Annotated in this window: 21 protein-coding genes; 9 read left to right on the top strand and 12 right to left on the bottom strand. The window is 70.7% G+C overall.

The genetic code is table 11. The features are described 5' to 3' along the window. Window positions 1-648 carry a hypothetical protein gene (locus ACZ4TR_RS13925; RefSeq protein ID WP_465287393.1) on the bottom strand — a complete coding sequence of 216 codons (648 nt, stop codon included), beginning with the start codon at window positions 646-648 and terminating at the stop codon, window positions 1-3. A 63-nt stretch (window positions 649-711) separates the two neighbouring features. Between ACZ4TR_RS13925 and ACZ4TR_RS13920 the strand changes: the two genes are divergently transcribed. Continuing rightward, on the top strand, window positions 712-2,466 hold the full coding sequence (locus tag ACZ4TR_RS13920) for a M64 family metallopeptidase (protein WP_465287392.1): 1,755 nt from the start codon (window positions 712-714) through the stop codon (window positions 2,464-2,466). On the opposite strand, the gene ACZ4TR_RS13915 is transcribed toward ACZ4TR_RS13920, so the two are convergent. The 8 genes from ACZ4TR_RS13915 to ACZ4TR_RS13880 form a co-directional block, all read right to left on the bottom strand. Next, the gene (locus tag ACZ4TR_RS13915; RefSeq protein ID WP_465287391.1) at window positions 2,467-3,837 is read right to left on the bottom strand and encodes a beta-N-acetylhexosaminidase; all 1,371 of its coding nucleotides are present in this window, start codon (window positions 3,835-3,837) and stop codon (window positions 2,467-2,469) included. Between the two features lies 1 nt (window position 3,838). Further along, entirely contained in the window at window positions 3,839-4,693 is an 855-nt protein-coding gene (locus ACZ4TR_RS13910) for a carbohydrate ABC transporter permease (RefSeq protein WP_465287390.1), read from the bottom strand. After that, a complete protein-coding gene (locus ACZ4TR_RS13905; RefSeq protein ID WP_465287389.1) occupies window positions 4,684-5,631 on the bottom strand; it encodes a carbohydrate ABC transporter permease in 948 nt (315 codons plus the stop codon). The genes ACZ4TR_RS13910 and ACZ4TR_RS13905 overlap by 10 nt, the downstream gene beginning before the upstream one ends. Next, entirely contained in the window at window positions 5,631-6,914 is a 1,284-nt protein-coding gene (locus ACZ4TR_RS13900) for an extracellular solute-binding protein (protein WP_465287388.1), read from the bottom strand. The genes ACZ4TR_RS13905 and ACZ4TR_RS13900 overlap by 1 nt, the downstream gene beginning before the upstream one ends. A 77-nt stretch (window positions 6,915-6,991) precedes the next feature. Next, window positions 6,992-8,125, bottom strand: coding sequence for a lactonase family protein (locus tag ACZ4TR_RS13895; RefSeq protein ID WP_465287387.1), 1,134 nt, complete (start codon window positions 8,123-8,125; stop codon window positions 6,992-6,994). Between the two features lie 42 nt (window positions 8,126-8,167). Further along, window positions 8,168-9,556: a GntP family permease gene (locus ACZ4TR_RS13890; RefSeq protein ID WP_364511617.1), complete on the bottom strand. Its 1,389-nt coding sequence runs from the start codon at window positions 9,554-9,556 to the stop codon at window positions 8,168-8,170. Continuing rightward, window positions 9,553-11,148 (bottom strand): N-acyl-D-amino-acid deacylase family protein, encoded by a 1,596-nt coding sequence (locus ACZ4TR_RS13885; protein WP_465287386.1) that lies wholly within the window; start codon window positions 11,146-11,148, stop codon window positions 9,553-9,555. Before ACZ4TR_RS13885 ends, ACZ4TR_RS13890 begins: the two co-directional genes overlap by 4 nt. Further along, window positions 11,148-12,446 carry an amino acid deaminase gene (locus ACZ4TR_RS13880; RefSeq protein ID WP_465287385.1) on the bottom strand — a complete coding sequence of 433 codons (1,299 nt, stop codon included), beginning with the start codon at window positions 12,444-12,446 and terminating at the stop codon, window positions 11,148-11,150. The genes ACZ4TR_RS13885 and ACZ4TR_RS13880 overlap by 1 nt, the downstream gene beginning before the upstream one ends. A gap of 113 nt (window positions 12,447-12,559) precedes the next feature. On the opposite strand from ACZ4TR_RS13880, the gene ACZ4TR_RS13875 reads away from it, so the two are divergent. From ACZ4TR_RS13875 to ACZ4TR_RS13865, 3 genes are read left to right on the top strand one after another with little or no spacing between them, the layout of a single operon-like run. Next, the gene (locus ACZ4TR_RS13875; protein ID WP_465287384.1) at window positions 12,560-13,531 is read left to right on the top strand and encodes a sugar kinase; all 972 of its coding nucleotides are present in this window, start codon (window positions 12,560-12,562) and stop codon (window positions 13,529-13,531) included. Continuing rightward, the gene (locus ACZ4TR_RS13870; RefSeq protein WP_465287383.1) at window positions 13,528-14,286 is read left to right on the top strand and encodes an IclR family transcriptional regulator; all 759 of its coding nucleotides are present in this window, start codon (window positions 13,528-13,530) and stop codon (window positions 14,284-14,286) included. Before ACZ4TR_RS13875 ends, ACZ4TR_RS13870 begins: the two co-directional genes overlap by 4 nt. Beyond that, entirely contained in the window at window positions 14,286-14,669 is a 384-nt protein-coding gene (locus ACZ4TR_RS13865; protein ID WP_364511628.1) for a RidA family protein, read from the top strand. Before ACZ4TR_RS13870 ends, ACZ4TR_RS13865 begins: the two co-directional genes overlap by 1 nt. A 37-nt stretch (window positions 14,670-14,706) precedes the next feature. Here the strand turns inward: ACZ4TR_RS13865 and ACZ4TR_RS13860 are convergent, their stop codons facing one another. From ACZ4TR_RS13860 to ACZ4TR_RS13850, 3 genes are all read right to left on the bottom strand, one after another. Then, complete coding sequence (locus ACZ4TR_RS13860) at window positions 14,707-15,702, bottom strand: 1-aminocyclopropane-1-carboxylate deaminase (RefSeq protein ID WP_465287382.1); 996 nt, start codon at window positions 15,700-15,702, stop codon at window positions 14,707-14,709. Continuing rightward, window positions 15,699-16,343 carry a GntR family transcriptional regulator gene (locus ACZ4TR_RS13855; protein WP_465287381.1) on the bottom strand — a complete coding sequence of 215 codons (645 nt, stop codon included), beginning with the start codon at window positions 16,341-16,343 and terminating at the stop codon, window positions 15,699-15,701. Before ACZ4TR_RS13855 ends, ACZ4TR_RS13860 begins: the two co-directional genes overlap by 4 nt. A 318-nt stretch (window positions 16,344-16,661) precedes the next feature. Continuing rightward, a complete protein-coding gene (locus tag ACZ4TR_RS13850) occupies window positions 16,662-17,021 on the bottom strand; it encodes a DUF1844 domain-containing protein (RefSeq protein WP_465287380.1) in 360 nt (119 codons plus the stop codon). 186 nt (window positions 17,022-17,207) lie between these two features. On the opposite strand from ACZ4TR_RS13850, the gene infC reads away from it, so the two are divergent. The 5 genes from infC to ACZ4TR_RS13825 all read left to right on the top strand — a co-directional run bounded on the left by infC (window position 17,208) and on the right by ACZ4TR_RS13825 (window position 20,243). Beyond that, on the top strand, window positions 17,208-17,846 hold the full coding sequence (gene infC, locus ACZ4TR_RS13845; protein ID WP_364511729.1) for a translation initiation factor IF-3: 639 nt from the start codon (window positions 17,208-17,210) through the stop codon (window positions 17,844-17,846). 67 nt (window positions 17,847-17,913) lie between these two features. Next, window positions 17,914-18,108, top strand: a complete 195-nt coding sequence (gene rpmI / locus ACZ4TR_RS13840; protein WP_086672342.1) for a 50S ribosomal protein L35 — start codon at window positions 17,914-17,916, stop codon at window positions 18,106-18,108. 69 nt (window positions 18,109-18,177) lie between these two features. Continuing rightward, the gene (gene rplT / locus ACZ4TR_RS13835) at window positions 18,178-18,552 is read left to right on the top strand and encodes a 50S ribosomal protein L20 (protein ID WP_364511634.1); all 375 of its coding nucleotides are present in this window, start codon (window positions 18,178-18,180) and stop codon (window positions 18,550-18,552) included. Between the two features lie 23 nt (window positions 18,553-18,575). After that, on the top strand, window positions 18,576-19,364 hold the full coding sequence (locus ACZ4TR_RS13830) for a TrmH family RNA methyltransferase (protein ID WP_465287379.1): 789 nt from the start codon (window positions 18,576-18,578) through the stop codon (window positions 19,362-19,364). 48 nt (window positions 19,365-19,412) lie between these two features. Further along, window positions 19,413-20,243, top strand: coding sequence for a DUF6159 family protein (locus ACZ4TR_RS13825; RefSeq protein WP_465287378.1), 831 nt, complete (start codon window positions 19,413-19,415; stop codon window positions 20,241-20,243). The last annotated feature ends 134 nt before the right edge of the window (window positions 20,244-20,377 follow it).

Raw genomic sequence — 20,377 nt, 5'->3', positions numbered from 1 at the left:
TTACATCCGGTCGGTCAGGAGCTGCGCCAGCTTGGTGTAGACCTCGTCGGTGAAGGGGCGGAGGTAGAGCTCGGCCAGGCGGGTCTGGCCGTGCGACTTCTTCGCGACCAGCACCATGACGTCGCCGGAGTTGGTGCCGTCCAGCGAGCAGGTGCGGGTGGTGCCGGCCACTCCGCCGATCGGCTTCGCCGGGCCCTTGCAGTCCTTGGTCCACTCGGTGACCAGGGACGCGACCTGCCGCGTGCCCGGGACGACGGTGACGTACAGGTCGAGCAGCTGCCGCCCGCCGGTCCGGCTGGCGTAGTTGCAGTGGTAGGTGGTGGCGTCCTGCTGGGTGGTCGTCGCCTCCTCGACCGCGTAAGCGTCCAGGACGACGCCCATCGTGGCGCTCGACTCGGTCACGCCGAGGAACGGGCAGGCCGACGTCACCTTGGCCGGCGAGTTCGGCGGTGGTGGCTGCGGTGTCGTCGGTCGCTGGGAGCCCGGCCCGGGGCCCAGCGCGGGCGCGTCGGACGCCGGAGCCGGCTTCGTCGTCGACGGCGCCGCCGAAGTGGTGGTCTGCGCGACCGGCGCGGGCGCCGGAGTCGAGCACGCGGCCAGCAACGCCAGCGCGGCCGCCGTCGCCAGGATTCCCCCTCGATTCCCCATCGCGGCAGAATAGCCCGACTTCCGGCGGTTACGGCGGCTTTTCCGGTGCGGTAGACCGGGACCATGTCGAAGTGGGCCGGGTTCGTCGCAGCGCTGCTGATCGCCATCGGAGTCGCCACGCCCGCACAAGCCGCCGAACCGGCCGCCTCCGTCACCGACGTCCAGGTGACCGGGCCGGTCGCGCAGCGGTTCAGCCTCGTCGTCCTCGGGGACGGCTACACAGCGGCCGAACAGCCGAAGTTCTTCGCCGACGTCCAGCGGCACGTCAGCACCCTGTGGTCGCTCGAGCCGTTCAAGTCGTACCGCAGCTACTTCAACGTCTACGCCGTGTCGATCGCCTCGCCCGAGTCCGGTGTGGACTGTGACCCCTCGCTCGACGCGCCTCGCCGTGACACCCCGCTGAACATGGGTTTCTGGGGCGGCTGCAACGCGCAGAGCGTCCAGCGGCTGCTGACCGTCGACGACGACGCGGCCCAGCGGTACGCCGACCTCGTGCCCGGCACGACCCGGGCCAACCGGCAGATCCTCGCCCTCACGAACAGCGGCACCTACGGCGGCGCGGGAGGCACGTACGCGACGGCGTCCGGCGGGAACGCGCTGTCGGCGCTGATCTCCCCGCACGAGCTGGGGCATTCGCTCGGCGGCCTCGACGACGAGTACGACTACTACGCCCGCAACGTCCCGGGCGGCGCCTACGAAGGCGGCGAGCCGGACTCGATCCACCACACCGTGCTGACCGAGCAGCAGCTGCGCGACCAGCACGCGAAGTGGTACCGCTGGCTCGGCGAGCCCAGCGACTCCGGCGGCAGGATCGGCCGTTTCGAAGGCGGGCTGTACACGCAGACCGGCGTCTGGCGGCCCAGCGCCCACTCGATGATGAAGACGCTCGGCTACGCGTTCGACCAGGTCGGCCGCGAACGCATGACCCAGCGCATCTCCGCGAAGGTGCCGCTCATCAGCGGCGGTACCCCGGCCGGGACGATCGGCGCCGACCGCGTCGTGTGGGTCCGCCCGATGCACCCGGTGAGTCACCGCCTCGACGTCACCTGGACCCTCGACGGCGTTCCCCTGCGCGGTTCCGGCGCGCTCGACCTGCGCCAGGCCCACGTGAAGCCGGGGACGCACACGTTGATCGCGAAGGTGACCGACCCGACGCCGTTCGTCCGCGACCCGGCCGTGCGGCCGACGGCGACCCGCACGTGGACGGTCGACACCTCGGTGACCACCCCGCCCGTCGGCGGCCCGGCTGTGGTGGCGTCGACGCCCACCGCCGCGCCGGTCGGCGGCCACGACGTCGTGTACGTCGAGACGGGGGAGCCGACGGGTTCGATCCCGCCGGTCCGCTGGGCGCTCGACGGCAGGCCGGTCGGAAGCGGCCCCGACTTCGCTCTCGAGGAGACACGCGGCCGGCACACGCTCACGGCGACGACCGGCGGCGCCACGTTGACCTGGAGGGTGGACGCGGACGGCCCGACGACGACGGTCTCGCTACCACCCGCGAAGGACCAGGTGTTCCACGGTTCGTTCACGATGCGGCTGACAGCGTCCGACGGAATGCCGGAGTTCCGCGTGGACGGCGACGGCTGGCACAAGTACTACGGCTGGCCGACGGACCCGAACGCACCGTACGTCTTCACCCCGCGCGGCACGGAGATCGACGGCCTGGCGTACGGCAACCTCGGTTCGGGCGGCCTGACGGTATCCCCGTTCGCAGACCGGACACCCGGCTACGGCCGTCACCGCATCGAGTACCGCTCGATCGACGCGGCCGGCAACGTGGGCCCGACCCGGTCGTTCGTGGTGACGCTGCTGCCGTGATCAGCGCGGCCGGCCGGGTACGCCCGGCCGGGTCTGCCACGGGTGCGGCCCGTCCAGCGGCCGGTACTCGACACCCAGCGCGTCCAGCCGCGGCAGGTGGTGGTCGCGCAACCGCGGCAGGAACTCGGCGTAGTCCCGCTCACCGCTGCTCCACGCCACCTCCGCGAACGCCGACAACCGCGGGAACGCCATGTAGTCCACCCGCCGCACGCTGTCCAGGTGCTCGCTCCACACCTGGGCCTGCACCCCGCGCAGCCGCGGCCCGGTCAGCGCCGGCTCGTACGCGTACACGTCTTCCAGCGTGTGGACCATCCCCACCGGGATCGGCTCGTCCGGGTGCGAAGACTGGCGGTGGTCCAGGTACACGTGCTGTTCCGGGCACATCACGACGTCGTGCCCTTCCGAAGCGGCCCGAACGCCCGCCGCCTCGTTCTGCCACGAGCCGATCACCATCGGAGGCAGGCCGGGGATGTCGAGGACCTCGTCCCAGCCCATCGGCGTCCGGCCGCGCGCCACCAGGTGCTCGGCCAGCCGCCGGACGAACGCGCGGTGCTCGTCGGTCGCGCCCGGCGTCTCGTCGCCGCCCAGCGCGATCACCGGGGACGGGAAGATCTCCAGCAGGTGGTCGAACACGCGGCGGAAGAAGTCCAAAGTGGACTCGGTAGGCGACAGCAGCGAAGTGCTGATACCCCAGGAAGTCCAGATCTCGTACGACGACGAGGTCCCCAATGATGGGTAGGCGGCCAAGGCGGCTCGGGCGTGCCCGGGGATGTCGATCTCCGGCACCACCGTGACGGCCCGGGAAGCAGCGTAAGCCACGATCTCCCGCAGGTCGTCCCCGGTGTAGAACCCGCCGTGCGGACGACCGTCCTGCTCGCCCCCGCTCCCCGCCATCGACGACGGCCGCCAGCCACCCACCGACGTCAGCCGGGGGAACTCGGGGACCTCGAAACGCCAGCCCTGGTCGTCGGTCAGGTGCAGGTTGAGCACGTTCAGCTTGTGCGCGGCGAGCAGGTCGACGAACCGCAGCACTTCGGCCTTGGTCCGGAAGTGCCGGGCGACGTCGAGCAGGCACCCGCGCCAGCCGAACCGCGGGTGGTCCTCGACCACGCCGCACGGCACGGACAACGCGCCACCGAAGGAAGCCGCGCGAAACGCCGGAGGACCCGCGAGCTGACGCAGCGTCTGCCGTCCGTAGAACTCGCCGGCCGCGTCACCGCAGGACAAAACCACGCCCGAAGGAGTGACCTCCAACCGGTACCCCTCCGCCGGCAGCGAAGCGGACCGGACGTCCACAGTGGACGGCCACGGGCAGGAACCCGCTGAAGGCGTCACCGAGACCGGGCGGGGGAGCAGGGTGTCGAAAGCCATGTCAGCCCTTCACGGCGCCGGCCATCCCGGACACCAGCCGTCGTTGCACGAGGACGAAGAACACCAGGACCGGGATCGTCATCAGCGTCGAGGACGCCATGACCGCACCCCAGTCGGTGTCCTCCGGCTTGAAGAACACCAGGATCGCCTGCGGCAGCGTCTGGTTCTCGGTCTTGGAGATGATGAACGTCTTGGCGAACAGGAAGTCGTTCCAGGCGTGGATGAACGCGAGCACGCTCACCGCGACCAGACCCGGCGCCACCAGCGGGAACAGGATCTGCCAGGTGAACCGCATGCGTGACGCGCCGTCGAGCTTGGCCGCCTCTTCGAGCTCCACCGGCACCGCCGCGACGAACCCGCGCAGCATCCAGATCGCGAAGGGCAGGCTGAACGCCAGGTGCACCAGCACCAGTGAGCCCAGCTCGTTGAGCCCGAACGCCGGCGCGACGCCGCCGATCTGGCGCATCAGGAAGAACAGCGGGATGGTCAGCGCCTCCACCGGCACCATCTGCGCGACCAGGGTCATCACCAGCAGCACGGTCCGGCCCTTGAACGAGAACCGCGTCAGGGCCACCGCCGAGAGGAACGACAGCACCAGCGACAGCACCACGACGACCAGCGCGACGACCAGGCTGTTCACGAAGAACCGCCCGAAGCCGGACACCGTGAGGACCCGGGAGAAGCTGTCGAACGACGGGTCGAACGTCCACGGCTTCGGGTTCGCCGACTGGATCTCGCCCGGCGGCTTGAACGCCGAGAGCAGCATCCAGTACAGCGGGAACGCGACGACGCCGGCGATCACCACCGTGATGATCTCCGCGATCAGCCGTCCGGGGCGACGAACGGCTACAGCCATGCCGCGCTCCGGCGCTGCGACCGGACGTAGAGCCCGGTGATCGACAGCAGCAACAGCGTCATGACGACTCCGATCGCCGAGCCGAGGCCGTACTCCTGCCCGGCGAAGGCCTGTTGGTAGGCGTAGACGTTGAGGACCAGGTTGCGGCCGGCGACGCCGCCGCCGTTGGTCATCACGTAGATCTGGGTGAACACCTTGAAGTCCCAGATGATCGACTGGACGGTCGCGATCATCAGCAGCGGCCGCACCGTCGGCAGCACGATCGAATAGGTCGTGCGCCACACCGACGCGCCGTCGAGCGCCGCGGCTTCGAGCACCTCGTCGGCGACGCCCTTGATCCCGGCGTACATCGTGACCAGCACGAACGGGAACGAGCACCAGATCACCTCGGCGGCGACGAGCCCGAACGCGCCGAGCGTGCCGAAGGTCCACGAGTGGTGCTCGAACGGCAGGCCGATCCCCGAGAGCACCTCGTTGACCAGGCCGAAGTCGGTGTCGAAGAGGAACAGCCAGACGTAGGAGCCCGCGATCGCCGGCGTCGACCACGCACCCAGCGCGGCCAGGAACAGGAGCGTGCGGGGCAGTGAGCGCACCCGCGAAGCCAGCACGGCGAGTCCGGTGCCGACGATGAGCGAGCCGATGACGCAGGCCGCGGCGAACCCGACCGTCTTGCCGAGCACGGTCCAGAACTGCGTCTGCGACAGCAGATCGGCGTAGTTCGCGAAGCCGAGGAACACCAGCGGCGCGTTGCCCGCGGCCTGCGGCTGGCCGTAGTCGTAGAACGAAATGAGGACCAGCTGGTAGATCGGGTAGGCCAGCATCGCCGCGAGCAGGATGCCCGCCGGGGCGAGGTAGAGCGCGGCGGCCCGGCCGTCCCCCTTCCGTCTCGGCCTCCGTGCGGGTGCCGTGACGGAAGGGGCTTCCTGGACGGTCACCACTAGCCGAAGGCCTTGTCCATCGCCGCGGCCGCGTCGGTGAGCGCGGCGGCCGGGTCCTTGCCCCCGGTCGCGATCTGCTGGACGGCCGTCGGCAGCACGTTCTGGCTGTCGATCTTCGACCACGCCGGCGTCGCGGGGACGAACTTCGTGCCCGCCTTGAGCGTGTCGACGAACGGCTTGAGGAACGGGTCGTTCGCCGCGAGCTTCTGCTGCACGCTGCTCAACGTCGGCAGGTTCCCCATCGCCGTGTACATCTTCTCCTGGTACTTCGCGCCGCCGAGCAGCTCGACGAACTCCAGCGCCAGGCCCCGCCGCTTGCCGGCGTTGAAGACGCCGAGGAGGTTGCCGCCGGCGAACGCGGGGGCGACGCTGCCCGCGGCCGTGCCCGGGATCGGGACGACGGCGTACTTGCCCTTCACCGCGCCCTGCTCGACGGCCTTGCGGTTGAAGTCGCCGCCGATGGTCATCCCGGCCTTGCCGCCGGCGAACGCCGTGACGCTCTGCGTGCCGGTCAGGTTCGCGCACTGCGCGGGCGGGCAGATGTCGTCCTTCAGGAGGTTCGCGTACTGCGTCACACCGGCCTTGGCCTGCTCACCCGTGACCGTCGACTTCCACTTGCCGCCCTCTTCCTGCGCCAGCTCGCCGCCGTTGGCCCAGAGGAAGGGCAGCATCGCGTAGGTGTACTTGCCCCCGACGGAGATGCCGTAGAGGTCCGGCTTGGCGGCGCGGATCTTCCGGGCCTCCTCGGTGAGCTCCGAGAGCGTCGTGGGCGGCTTGAGGCCGAGCTCGGTGAAGACGTCGGTGCGGTAGTACAGCGCGCGGATGCCGGTGTACCACGGCAGGCCGTAGGTCTTGCCGCCCGACTTGGCGGTGTCCAGCACGGTCGGGATGAGGTCCTTGCCCTCGCTCCACGACGCGAGGTCGCCGGTCAGGTCGGCGAGCGCGCCGGTGGCGGCGTAGTTGGAGACGTCGGTGTTGCCGAACTCGGCGACGTCCGGCGCGTTGGCCGGGTCGTTGAAGGCGCCGGAGAACTTGTCGGCGCGGCCTTCCACCGGCACCCACTGGACGTCGACCTCGACACCTTGGTGCGCGGCCTTGAACTCGGCGATGGCCTCCTTGACCGCCGCCTCCTTCGGCGCGCGGTTGGCCTCGTCGAACAGCCAGACGCGGACGGTGCCGGTCTTCTCGTCCCCGCCGTTGCCCGCGGGCGCGGACTGGGTGGGCGCGCAGCCGGCCAGCAGGGCCAGCCCGGCGACGACGGGCAGGGTGCGGCGCAGTCTCATGGGGATCCTCCAGTAAGTGCCCCTCGTGGGTGTTCAGGCGGGTTCTGACCCGACTGAACACTCACGAGGGCTTGTGCTCAGGCGAAGTAGACGGAGTTGACGTCGGGGACCGCGAGGCTGCCGGCAACCGCGCCGGGCAGGCCGGTGGCCGGGTCGCGCGGCAGCCAGGTGACGGTGCCGGAACGCTGGTTCGAGACGTAGAACCAGTTCTCGCCGGGGTCGAGGGCGACGTGCCGGGGCCAGTTGCCGCCACTGGACACAGTGGACACCAGCTTCAGCGTCTCGCCGGCGACGGAGAACGTCGCCAGGGTGTTGGGCCCGCGGACGGTGGCGTAGGCGAACTTCCCGTCCTTGGACAGGGTGATTTCGCCGGGGAACAGGTCCCCGGTGCTGCCCGGCGGCACGGCGGGCACGACGGAAAGCGCCTTCAGCGTCCCGGTGGCCGCGTCCCAGCTCGCGACCGTCACCTCCGGGCGCAGCTCCTGCAGGATGTAGGCGAACGTCCCGGTCCTGTCGAACGCGAGGTGCCGCGGCCCGGCCCCGGCCGGCAGCTTCAGCTGCTGGTGCAGCGAAAGCTTCCCGGTGGCGACGTCGAGGGAGTAGACGTACACCGAGTCGGCGCCGAGGTCGACCGACAGCACCCAGCGCCCGGTCGGGTCGTTGACGACCTGGTGGGCGTGCGCCTGCCCGGAATCGGCCCGGTGCGTCACCAGGTCCGTGGCCGCGCCGAGCTTGCCACCGGCCAGGATCGGCAGCACGACGACGCTGCCCGAGCTGTAGTTCGCCGCCAGCACGTACTGCTGGCTCGAGTGCACGCTCAGGTGCGTCGGCGCGCCGCCTTTGGAGGAAACCCTGTTGAGCAGCTTGGGTTTCGTCGCGTCGGCGACGTTCAGTGCCGAGACGAACCCGGCCGGATCGCCTTCGTTGGTGACGTAGAGGGTCTTGCCGTCGGCGCCGCGGTCGAACCACGACGTGTCGGTGATGCCCGGCACCGTGCGGACCGGGCCCAGCGTGGCGCCCGACCGGCTCGAGACGTCGAGGCCGTGGCCGCCCGCCCCGCTGGTGTAGCTGCCGATGTACACGGTCCCTCCGGCGATGCAGCCCTTCGAGGTGGTGGCAGCGGAAGCGAGCTGCGCGCCGAGCACGGTCGCGGCACTCGCCCCCGCGGCGGCGCCGAGGAACGTACGACGGGAAAGTCCGGTCATCGTCATTGTCTCCCAACGGTTCGGGCGGCGGCTGCCCTCCAGTATGGTCTAGACCACGGCCATGAGCAATGCCGAAACCGCGAAACCGGAAACGGAAAGCACGGTTTCCAGTGCCGTCCACGACTTCAGCGTCTGGACCACGCTCATGTTGAAGTACCGCGAAACGATCCAGAAGCCACCGTCGTTGACGTGCGACGCGATGATCGACCCGGCGGAGATCGCCATGACCAGCAGGGCCAGCTGCACCTGCGAATACCCGAGCTGCGCCACGGTCGGCGCGATGATCCCGCTCGTGGTCACGATGGCGACGGTCGCCGAACCCTGCGCGATCCGCATGCCGCAGCTGATCACGTACGCCGCGAGCAGCACCGGCAGCCCGGCGTCGTGCAGCGAGTCGGCGACGGCCTTGCCGATGCCGGTGGCCGAAAGCACCGCGCCGAAGAACGCGCCCGCGCCGACGACGAGCAGGATCATCGCGACCGGCCGCAGCGACTTCGCGGCCAGTTCGTTGAGGTCCTTGCCGGTGAACCCGCGGCGCAGACCCAGCAGCCAGGACGCCAGCAGCACGGCGACCGTCAGCGCGACCGCCGGCGTGCCGATGAACGCGGCGACGCCCGAGAGCGCGGAGCCCTTCGGCAGCCAGATGCTGCCGAACGTGCCGGCGAGGATGAGCACCAGCGGCACCGCGATGATCGAGCCGACCAGCGCCAGCGACGGCACGCTCTCCTCCTCTTCGCCTTCTTCTTCGGCGACGATCATCTCCTGGGGCACCTCGACGTCGATGCGCTTGCCGATCCAGGTCGCGTACAGCACGCCGCCGACGAGGAACGCGGGGATGCCGCAGGCCAGGCCCATCAGGATGATCCAGCCGAGCTCGACGTGCAGCAGCCCGGCCGCGGCCACCGGGCCCGGGTGCGGCGGCAGGAACGCGTGCGTGATCGACAGGCCCGCGATCAGCGGCATCGCGTAGAGCACCAGCGAGCGCTTACCCTGCTTCGCCGCGACGTACACCAGCGGGGCCAGCACGAAGATGCCGATGTCGAAGAACACCGGGATGCCGAAGATGAACCCGGCGACACCCATGGCCAACGGTGCCCGCTTCTCGCCGAAGCCCCGCAGCAGCGCCCCGGTGAGCACCTTCGCGCCGCCCGAGCGTTCCAGGATCGACCCGAGCAGCGTGCCGAGCCCGATGATCGCCGTGATGTGCCCGAGGATGCCGCCGAACCCCTTTTCCAGCAAGGAGTCCGACGACTTCTGCGCGGTGCCGACGATGGTGCCGACCGGCAGGCCCGCGGCCAGCGCGGTGAGCAGGCCGACGACGATCAGGGCGATGAACGGCTCGATCTTGAGCTTGACGATCAGCACCAGCAGGACGGCGATCGAGACGGCGGCGAGCGTGAGCAGGCCACCCGTAGTGTGTTGCAGCCAGTGGATCATCGAGCTCTCCGGGGGTTGCGCAGGGACGCACCGGCGAGGGCGCCGGTGGGACGGCCGTCGTCGAGGGCGGCGACGCCGTTGACGAAAACGTGGGTGATCCCCGCGGCCGGTTGCCGCGGGTCGTCGAAGGTGGCGGTGTCGGCGACCGCGTCGGGGTCGAACAGCACCAGGTCGGCGGCGTACCCGGCGCGGACGAGCCCGCGGTCGGTCAGCCGCAGCCGCCGCGCGGCCCGTCCGGTCAGGTGGGCGACGCACTCGGCGAGGTCCAGCACGCCCAGCTCGCGGACGTACCGGGCGAGGTAGCGGGGGAACGTGCCCCACGCGCGCGGGTGCGGCCGCGCGCCGACGAGCAGGCCGTCGCTGCCGCCGGTGTGCGTGCGGTGCCGCATGATCGCCTGGACGTTCTCCTCGTGCCCGACGTGCATCAGGCACGACGTGCCGAGGCGTTCGTCGAGCAGCGTGTCGAAGTACAGCTGCGCGGGTGCCACGTTCTGCTGGGTGGCCGACGCGGCGACGCTGTGCCCGACCAGGTGGTCGTTGTGGTCGTTGCGGACGCCGTTGATCTCGATGGCGTCCCAGTCGATCGGCACGCCGTGCGCACCGTCCGAACCGGACTCCTCGATCTCGGCGCGGATCCGCTCGCGTGCGTCCACATCGGACAGCCGGGCGAGGGTCGCGTCGAGCCCGCCCTCGGTGGCCCAGCTCGGCAGCAGCGCCGAGAGGTAGGTCGCGCCCGGCAGGTACGGATAGGTGTCGAGACTGACGTCGCAGCCGTCGTCGAGCGCGTCGTCCAGGAGCTTCAGCAGGTCGGGCGCTTTGCCTTTGTTCACCGAGAAGTTCATCGTCGCGTGCGCCAGGTGCAGCGGACAGCCGGAACGCCGGGAGACGTCGATCATCTCGGCGAACGCTTCGAGCGCGCCCTTGCCGTAGCTGCGGTGGTGCGGGCTGTAGAACCCGCCGCCCTCGGCGACGACCTTGCACAGCTCGACCAGCTCCCCGGTATCCGCGTACATCCCGGGGGTGTAGGTCAGGCCCGACGACATCCCCATCGCACCCTCGGCGAGGCCGGTCGCGACGAGCTCCTTCATCCGCGTCAGCTCGGCGTCCGTCGCGGGCCGGTCGTCGAAGCCGACGGCGAGCATCCGGACCGTGCCCTGCGGCACCAGGTACGCGGCGTTGACCGCGATGCCCTGGTCGAGCCGGTCGAGGTACTCGCCGACCGAACGCCAGTTCCAGTCGAAACCGGCCGGGTCGTCGTTCCACCCGGCGAGCTGCTGCCGCAGCGCTTCGAGCACGGTGTCGTCGACCGGCGCGTACGAGAGCCCGTCCTGGCCGAGCACCTCCGTCGTGACGCCCTGCGTGATCTTGGCCGGGTGCTCCGGGTTCGCCAGCAGCTGCAGGTCGGAGTGCGAATGCATGTCGATGAACCCGGGCGCGAGCACCAGCCCGCCGGCGTCGATCGTCCGCCCGCCGGTCAGCGAGCCCGCGTCGGCGACCTCCGCGATCTTCCCGCCGGTGATGCCGACGTCGTGCCGGGCGAGCGGTTCGCCGGTGCCGTCGGCGACCAGCGCGTTCTTGACGACGACGTCCATCAGAACCACGTCCGGACGAGATCGACGACGGTTTCGCCGTCCGCGGCGGTCACCGGCAGCAGCGGCCACTTGTCGAACACCGTGCACGGGTGCGAGAGACCGAGCCCGATCCAGTCGCCGACCTCGACCGGCGACCCGGCGGGCAGCGTGAGAAACGCGTGCTGGTCGTTCATCTTCGCGACGACGTGCCCTTCGAGGGGCTCGGCGGGGCCGTTCGGGGTGCGGCGCAGCTGCGGCTCGGGCATGCCCTCGTCGAAGGACGCGTCGCGCTTGCCGATGGTCAGCAGCGCCAGCTCGGCCGACGGCTTCGACGTCACCTGCGCCCAGGCGCGCAGAGCGGGCCGGAACGACGCGACGCCGTCGATGCGCGGGTGGTCGCCGAGCGGGGAGATCTCGCGGTAGAAGCCGTCGTCGTGGGTGACGTACGCGCCGCTGCGCAGCACCGGCAGGACGTCGAGGCCGTCGGGCCACGGCTTCGTCAGCTCGTTCGCGACCTGGTCGAAGTACGCGCTGCCGCCGGCGGTGACGATGATCTGCCCGTCGAGCATTCCCTTGTCCGCGAACGTGATCGCGAGGTCCCGGAGCCCGTCCACGTAGGAGCTGATCTTCGCGAGCGCGGCTTCGTCGGTGTCGTGCGAGAGCGCGCCTTCGTATCCGCCGGTGCCGCGCAGCCGCAGGGCCGGGCTGGCGTGCACCGCTTCGGCGACAGCCAGCGCGGTCGCGGTGTCGCGCACTCCCGTGCGGCCGCCGTCGGCGCCCAGCTCGAGGAGGACGTCGACCGGCCGTTCGGTGCCTTCGAGGGCTTCGGTCATCAGCTCGACGCCGCGAACCGAGTCGACCCAGCAGACGAACTCGAAGTCCGGGTCGGCCGCCAGCTCGGCGGCCAGCCAGCGCAGGCCCGACGGGTCCAGGAACTGGTTGGCCAGCAGGATCCGGGAGACGCCGAAGGCGCGGTAGATCCGCAGGTGACCGGCGTTCGCGCAGGTGATGCCCCATGCGCCGTGCTCGATCTGGCGGGCGAACAGCTGCGGGGCCATGGTCGTCTTGCCGTGCGGGGCGAGCACGACACCGCGGGCGGCGCACCACGCGGCCATCGTCCGCAGGTTGTGCTCGAGGGCGTCGTCGTCGAGGACGACGAAGGGCGCGAAGAACCCGTCGGTGAACAGGTTCAGCCGCCGGTCCGCGGCTTCGGTGAGCGTGAGCCCGGTCAGGGCGGGGGCAGCCGAGCGGAAGCGCCAGTCGATCCGCTCGTCGCGGAGGGCGGCGAGCGCGGCGGGGTCCATCAGGCAGGGTTTCATCGGCGGCGACCTCGGTTGCGTATGTTGCAACGACTGTTGCGCATTTTGAGTGCCATAGGTGTAGCATCCGGGTCGCCACAGGTCAACGGGGTGACGGACGGGGGAGACGGAAAGTGACGAGCGGGCCCGAGGTGCTTTGTGTCGGCGAGACGATGGCCCTGTTCGTACCCGCCGAACCCGGCCCACCGGACGAGGTGAAGCGGTGGACGCGCACGATCGGCGGCGCCGAATCGAACGTGGCCTGCCACCTGCCGGCCCTCGGCGTGCCGAGCGGCTGGGTGAGCACGGTCGGCGACGACCCGTTCGGCCGGGCGATGCTGCGGGAGATCGCTTCCCACGGCGTCGACGTCAGCGCGTGCTCCGTCGACCCGGTGCGCCCGACCGGGCTCTACATCAAGGAAAGCGGCGCCGGCGGCAGCCCGGTGCGCTACTACCGGGCGGGCTCCGCGGCGTCCGGGATGGGCCCTTCGCTGCTGGACCGGCTCGATCTCGGCGGTGTCCGCGTGCTGCACCTGTCCGGCATCACACCCGCGCTGTCCGAGAGCTGCCTCGCGCTGGTGCGCGCCCTGCTGGAGCTGCCCCGCGGCGACCGGCTGATCTCGTTCGACGTCAACCTGCGCCCCGCGCTCTGGGCGGGCCGCGACCCCCGGCTGCTCGCGGAGCTGGCCGGGCAGGCCGACATCGTCCTGACCGGTGACGACGAGGCCCAGCACGTCTGGGGGACCGGCGACCCGGCCGAGCTGCGGGCGTTGCTGCCGGGGCCGCGCACGCTCGTCGTGAAGCACGGCGAACGCGGCGCGACGCTGGTCGAAGGGGAGCCGCTGTTCGCGCCGGCGCTGCGGGTCGACGTCGTCGAGCCGGTCGGCGCCGGGGACGCGTTCGCCGCGGGTTTCCTGGCCGCGACGCTGCGGGGCGCCGAACCCCTGGCGCGGCTGCGGCAAGGTCATCTGCAGGCCGCGGCGACCCTGCTCACCCACGACGACGTCGGGGTGCCCCTGCCGCGCACGGTCGTGGACAGCCTGCTCCGGGCGGATCCGGACGAGTGGCTTTCGGCCCGGCTGACCGGAGAGGGCGTGCTCGCTTGAGTCAAAGTCTCGATCGCGCGCTGACGCTGCTGAACTCGATCGCGAAGGACGCGTGCACGCTCGACGACCTCGCCGACGAGATCGGCGTCCACAAGTCGACGGTGCTGCGCCTGCTGCGCACCCTCGAACAGCACCACTTCGTCCGGCGTGAGGGCACGCGGTACTACCGCCTGGGCAGCGCGATGTTCGACCTGGCCAACCAGGCCCTCGACTCGATCGACGTCCGCCGCAGCGCGCAGCCCGCGCTGGCCGCGCTCAACGCGCGCACCGGGCACACCGTGCACCTGGCCAGCTACGACGACGGCGAAGTCGTCTACATCGACAAGTACGAGGGCCGGCACTCCGTGCGGATGTACTCGCGCGTCGGCAAGCGCGCGCCGCTGCACTGCACGGCGGTGGGCAAGGTGCTCGTCGCGGCGATGCCGCCGGCTCGCCGCGAGGAGATCGCGCGGTCCATCGAGTACCCGGTGCTGACGCCGAACACGATCACGACGCCGTCGGACTTCCTGGCGGAGCTGGAGCGCGTCGGCCGGCGGGGGTACGCCGTCGACAACGCCGAGCACGAGGACTTCATCCACTGCATCGCGGCACCGGTCCGCGGGGCGGACGGCGAGGTGCTGGCCGCCGCGTCGATGTCGGTGCCGAAGGTCCTGCTCGACTACGAAGGCCTGCTGGCGCTGGTCCCGGACCTGCGCGCCGCGACCACGGAAGCTTCCGTCCACAGTGGATGGACGGAGAACGGAAAGGGGCACTGATGAGCAAGACGGCAGTTTCCACCGAGAACGCGCCGAAGCCGCCGGCGAAGTTCTCGCAGGCCGTCCGCAAGGGGAACCTCCTGCAGGTCGCCGGCCAGGTCGCGTTCGACCCGGCCACCAACGAGATCGTCGGCGACGACGTCGCGGGCCAGACCCGCCAGACGTTCAAGAACATCGAAGCCGTGCTCGCCGAAGCGGGTGCGAGCCTGGCCGACGCGATCATGGTGCGGGTGTACCTGACCGACACGGCGCACTTCGCGCCGTTCAACGAGGTCTACAACGAGCTGATCGGCGACGCGCCGCACGCCGCCCGCACGACGGTGTACGTCGGCCTCCCGGGCGAGCTCCTCGTCGAGATCGACGTGCTCTGCGTGCTGGACTGAGGTCTTCCCTGGGGCCGGTTTCCCGGCCCCAGGGGGCTCAGCCGAGCACGCTCGTGTAGCCGTTGAGCGCGGGCTGCCCGCCGAGGTGGGCGTAGAGGACGTTCGAGCCGCGGTCGATTTCACCCCGGCCGACCAGGTCGATGAGTGCCGCCATCGACTTGCCTTCGTACACGGGGTCGGTGATCATGCCCTCCAGCCGGGCGCACGTCTCGATGGCGTCCACGGTGGACTTGTCGGGGATGCCGTAGATCCCGGCGTGGTAGCGGTCGTCCAGCTCGACTTCCGCGATCTCGCCGGCGCCGATCAGTTCGGCCGTGGTGCGCGCGATGCGCGTGATCTGCTCGCGGGTCTCGTCAGGCTTCGCGGAGGCGTCGATGCCGAGGATGCGCCGGTTCTTGTTCCCCGCCACCCCGGCGACCATGCCGCCCTGCGTGCTGCCGGTGACCGAGCAGACGATCACGGTGTCGAAGAAGACGCCCAGTTCCGCTTCCTGGGCTTCGAGTTCGACGATCCAGTTCGCGAAGCCGAGCCCGCCGAGCCGGTGGTCCGACGCGCCCGCCGGGATGGCGTACGGCTTGCCACCATTGGCTTCGATCTCCGCGACGGCGTCCTCCCACGCCTGCTTGAACCCGATGCCGAAGCCGGCTTCGACGAGCCGGACGTCCGCGCCGAGGATCCGCGAGAGCTGGATGTTGCCGACCTTGTCGTAGAGCGGGTCGTGCCAGTCGACCCAGCTTTCCTGCACCAGCACGGCCTTCAGCCCGGCGCGCGCGGCGGCGGCCGCGACCTGCCGGGTGTGGTTGGACTGGACGCCGCCGATGGAGACGAGGGTGTCGGCTCCTTCTTTCAGGGCGTCCGCGACGAGGTATTCGAGCTTGCGCGTCTTGTTGCCGCCGTACGCCAAGCCGGAGTTGACGTCTTCGCGCTTGGCCCAGACCTTCGCGCCGCCGAGGTGCTCGGTGAGGCGTTCGAGAGGGTGCACCGGCGACGGGCCGAACAGCAGCGGGTAGCGCGGGAAGTCGGCCAGGGTCATCGGTCCTCCAGCAGGTCGGTCCAGATGGTCGAGATCACGGAGACGGCGGTTCCGGTGTCGTGGGCGTCGAGCGCGTCGATGAGCTTCGTGTGGCGCTCGACCGAGTTCCAGGCCAGCGCGGAGCTGAAGCGGGCGTGCTCCAGCCGGCGCAGCAGCGGCGTGTAGCGGTCGAGGGTCGCGGCGACGGCGGCGTTCCCGGCCAGCCGGACCGGGACGTCGTGCAGCTCGTCGTCCGCTTGGACGGCGGCGGCGATGTCTCCGGCTTCGATGGCCTTGGCGAACCGGTCGTTGGCCGCGCGCATCGCGGCGACGTCGGCCGGGCGGCACCGCGAGGCCGCCTCCCGCACGGCGAACTCGTGCAGCACGCGCACGATCTGCCGGGCATCGATGACGTCGCGGGACATGACGTCGGAGACCCGCGTGTAGCTCTGCGGCTTGGAGTCGACGAGCCCGTCGTCCGCCAGCCGCCGGAGCGCTTCCCGGACGGGTGCTTTCGAGAGCCCGAGCTGGTCGGCGAGGTCGGCGTCCCGCAGGGGAGCGCCGGGCGGCAGCGTGCCGTCGACGATGGCCCGGCGGATGCGGTCGTACGCCTCGTCGCGCAGGAGCGGGCGGGTGACCTTCGAGAGACTCACATCTAACATGTTAGATGTCGGATGGCTCGACCGGCAAGCTTTGCCAAAGGACGCCTCCCGGAGAGGGCGGGGTTCGCCTCATCTCATGCAGTGAAGGGCCCCTTCCTCTCGTGTTATGAGGGGAAGGGGCTCTTCAGCTCACGTCGACCGCACCGGGACCCGATCGCCCGAGCCTCGCCCACTCGACTGTCCCGTGCCGCTCGGTGGCGTGATGCCTCGCAAACGTCGCGATGACTCATTCGCGACAACCGAACCACTGCCGAGCTCACCCGGGAGACCGTCGAGCAGCCCCGCCCTCCCTGGACCTCGAGAGGGTGGGGACTGCGGTCAGTAAACGGGGCCGGTGTACTTCTCGCCGGGGCCCTTGCCGGGCTCGTCGGGCACGGCCGAGGCTTCCCGGAACGCCTTCTGGAGCGACTGCAAACCGTCGCGCAACGGCCCGGCGTGCAGGCCCAGGTACTCGGCGGACGCCGTCACGAGCCCGGCCAGCGCGGTGATGAGCCGGCGGGCTTCGTCGAGGTCGCGGTGCGGGGAGGCCGCCGGGTCGGGGTCGGCCAGGCCGAGCCGTTCGGCCCCGGCCGACAGCAGCATCACGGCCGCGCGGCTGATCACCTCCACGCTGGGGATGTCCTCCAGGTGGCGGGCTTCGGGGGAATACGGGGGCTGTTCGGAGGGTTGATCTGACACGTCTGGTACCCTTCCACGAGCGACCAGCCCCCGAGCGATCGGGGGCGGCAAGTGGAGCCCCGCTCCCACCCGTGTCACCGTACAGGTGTCCGGGTCCGGTCTCGCCCGGACGTCAAGTCCAGGGTGAAGTGTCAGGCCTCGCGGCCCGGCACGATCGGAAACAGAGTGGGCCCCGCGCACCGCAAGGTGTCGGGGCCTTCGCTATGTGGGCACCAGGTCGATAACGAGAACAGGAAACATTCCTCGGACCAAGGAGGCCCCATCAGCTCCGAGACACGCATCAACGACCGAATCCGGGTGCCGGAGGTCCGACTCGTCGGACCCGCCGGTGAACAGGTCGGCATCGTCCGGATCGAGGATGCGCTGCGCCTGGCGCAGGAGAACGATCTCGACCTCGTCGAGGTCGCGCCGCAGGCCCGCCCGCCGGTGTGCAAGCTCATGGACTTCGGCAAGTTCAAGTACGAGAGCGCGCAGAAGGCCCGCGAGTCGCGTCGCAACCAGCAGCTGACCGTCATCAAGGAACAGAAGCTGCGCCCCAAGATCGACCAGCACGACTACGAGACCAAGAAGGGTCACGTGTCGCGCTTCCTGGCGGCGGGCAACAAGGTCAAGGTCACGATCATGTTCCGCGGCCGCGAGCAGTCCCGGCCGGAGCTCGGCTACCGGCTGCTGCAGAAGCTCGCCGAAGACGTCACGGAGCTCGGCTTCGTCGAATCGTCGGCCAAGCAGGACGGTCGCAACATGATCATGGTGCTGGCCCCGCACAAGAACGTGAAGCCGAAGGCCAAGGCCGAGGCGGCCCCGGAGCCGACCCCCGAGGCGTAGGCGCCGACCAGCACAGTCAGCGGCTCACCGGAATTTCCGGTGAGCCGCCGCACGAAAGAGGACTGAAATGCCGAAGATGAAGACCCACAGCGGGACCTCCAAGCGGATCCGCGTCACGGGCACGGGCAAGCTGCGCCGCCAGAAGGCCGGTCGCCGCCACCTCATGGAGAAGAAGTCGAACCGCCTCACCCGCCGTCTCGAGGGCACCACCGAGCTGGCGAAGACCGAGGCCGGCCGCGTCAAGCGCCTGCTCGGCATCTGATCCCGCAGAACTTGCTGTAACCACCCGGGGCGGCTCCCCTTCGCCCCCTGAGATCGACAGGATGGACCCGTGGCACGCGTCAAGCGGGCGGTCAACGCCCAGAAGAAGCGTCGCGCAACTCTCGAACTGGCCAGCGGCTACCGTGGCCAGCGTTCGCGGCTGTACCGCAAGGCCAAGGAGCAGACGCTTCACTCGCTCAACTACGCCTACCGGGACCGTCGTGCCCGCAAGGGTGACTTCCGCCGCCTCTGGGTCACCCGCATCAACGCGGCCGCCCGTGAGAACGGCGTGACCTACAACCGGTTCATCCAGGGCATCAAGGCCGCGGGTGTCGAGGTCGACCGCAAGATCCTCGCGGACCTCGCCGTCAACGACGCCGCCGCCTTCACCGCGCTGGCCGAGCTCGCCAAGGCCAACGTGAACACCGAAAAGAAGTCGGCCTGACCGCCAGTTCTCCCCGGCCCGGGGTGGATCCGTTCACCGAACGGACCCCCCGGGTCGTTGCTGCGCGCAAGCTGACGCGGCGCGCGGAACGTGACAAGACCGGCCGTTTCCTGGCCGAAGGCGCCAACGCCGTCGAGGCGGCCCTCGACCACGGCACCGTGCACGAGCTGTTCGTCACCGAGCGCGCGGCGGCGCAGCACGCGGACCTGCTGGACGCGGCCCGCGCGGCCGGCGTCGCGGTCTCGCCGATTACCGACCGCGCCGCCGACGGCCTGTCCGAAACCGTGACGCCCCAAGGCATCGTGGCGGTCTGCGCGCTGCTCGACCGTCCGCTCGACGCGGCCGTGGCACCGGGCGCCCGGCTCGTCGTGGTCCTGGTGGACGTCGCCGACCCCGGCAACGCGGGCACGGTGATCCGCGTCGCCGACGCGGCGGGCGCCGACGCCGTCGTCCTGGCCGGCGACACCGTCGACCCGCACAACGGCAAGTGCGTCCGCGCGGCCGCCGGCAGCCTGTTCCACCTGCCGATCGCGCGCGTCCGCGACGTCCCGGCCGCCCTGTCGGCCTGCTCGTCGGCGGGCCTGCGCACGTTCGCCGCGCACGGCTACGCCGACGCCGAACTCGATCGGGTGGATCTCACCGAGCCGACGGCCTGGGTCTTCGGCAACGAGGCCCACGGCCTGTGCGCGGACGTCCTCGACCGCGCCGACCTCGCCGTCCGGATCCCGCTCTACGGCAAGGCGGAGAGCCTCAACCTGGCCACCGCGGCGGCCGTCTGCGTCTACACGAGCGCGATGGCGGCACGCCGCTGACCAGCCGCTAGGCTGCCCCGGTATCCACTGTGGTCACCGGGGGGAATCATGGGCAGGCTCGCCCGTTCGTACGCTTTGTTCGTCGCTTCGCTCAGAGTGCTGCGCGCCCACAAGGGCCTGGCCTGGTTCACGGTGCTGGCCGGCGTCGCCGGGCTGTTCGTCGCCGGGGCGTTCCTGACCCCGGCGTTCTTCCTGTCGCACGTCGAGATCACCGACCACGGCAGGCTCACCGCCGGCTCGTGGGTGCTGCTCGCGGCCTTCTACCTCGTCTCGGCGTTCGTCACGATCTTCTTCAACGCAGGGCTGATCTCCCAGGCCGACGTCGCGCTGCGCGGCGGCTCCCCGGCGGTCGGCGCGGGCCTGGCCGCGGCCGCGAGCCGGTGGCCGGCGCTCCTCGGCTGGGCCGGCATCTCCGCGACGGTCAGCGCGGTCCTGCGCGCGATCGAGGAGCGGCTCGGCTTCCTCGGGAGCATCGTCAGCGGCCTGGTCGGCCTGGCCTGGCGGCTCACGACGTTCCTGGTGCTGCCCATCGTCATGCTGGAAGGCGCCGGGGTGAAGGCAGGTGTCCGGCGGTCGGTGGAGCTGTTCCGCCGGACGTGGGGCGAGAACGCCGCCGGCGGCGCCGGGATCGGCCTGATCGGCTTCATCCTCAGCCTGGCCGGCTACGCCGTGCTGCTGCTCGCCGGCTTCCTCCTCGGCGGGACCGCCACCGTGTTCGTCTGCCTGGGCCTGGCGATCGTGTGGTCGGTGCTCGTCGCCGTCTTCACCACGACCTTGTCCGGGATCTACCAGACGGCGCTGTACCGCTACGCCGCCGACGGCGCGGTTCCCGGCGAGTTCGCGTCGGTCGACTTCGCCGGCGCGTTCCGCGCGCGCTGACAGCGCATCCGCGCGGCCCGGGGCGACCGGGGGCGCGCGGACCCGATCCCATAGACTTTTCCCACCTTTGACCTCTCGTGCGCCGCGTGTCCGGCGGCGCGCGTACGACCAGTCCCAGCGGACGCCGAGGAGTT

Source organism: Amycolatopsis sp. NPDC028719 (assembly GCF_055565395.1).
The sequence above is the reverse complement of the archived record's forward strand: the minus strand, read 5'-3'. Positions and strand labels throughout refer to the sequence as shown.